General features: G+C 71.5%; 1 pseudogene. It reads left to right on the top strand.

From position 1 onward, the window contains the following. A pseudogene (locus tag J7528_RS23775) lies at positions 1–312 on the top strand (feruloyl-CoA synthase); the annotation flags it as partial. Positions 313–355 lie beyond the last annotated feature (43 nt).

Below are 355 nucleotides of genomic sequence, written 5' to 3'. Positions count from 1 at the left end.
GTGGTCTGCGGCGAAGGGCGCGAGGGCGTCGGGCTGATGCTGTTCCTCGATCCCAAGGCCTGCTTGCGCATCGGCGATCCGGACGCGGTGAAGGCGGCGATCCGAACGGGCCTTGAGCGCCTGAACAGCCTGGCCAAGGGCGGCGGCAAGGTGGTCCGCGCCCTGATCCTGGACGGCGCGCCGGACGCGGCCAGCGGCGAGCTGACCGACAAGGGCTATATCAACCAGGCCCTGGCGCGGGAGCGCAGGCCGGCCGAGATGGAGCGGCTGTTCGCCGAGGAGCCGGATGACGGAGTGATGGTGTTTGGCTGACGCCGAGCCCCGCCCCACCCAGTCCGTCCCCCTGTGGGGGAGG

The sequence above is a fragment of the Caulobacter sp. genome (genome assembly GCF_017744445.1).
Lineage (GTDB): Bacteria > Pseudomonadota > Alphaproteobacteria > Caulobacterales > Caulobacteraceae > Caulobacter.
The sequence above is the reverse complement of the archived record's forward strand: the minus strand, read 5'-3'. Positions and strand labels throughout refer to the sequence as shown.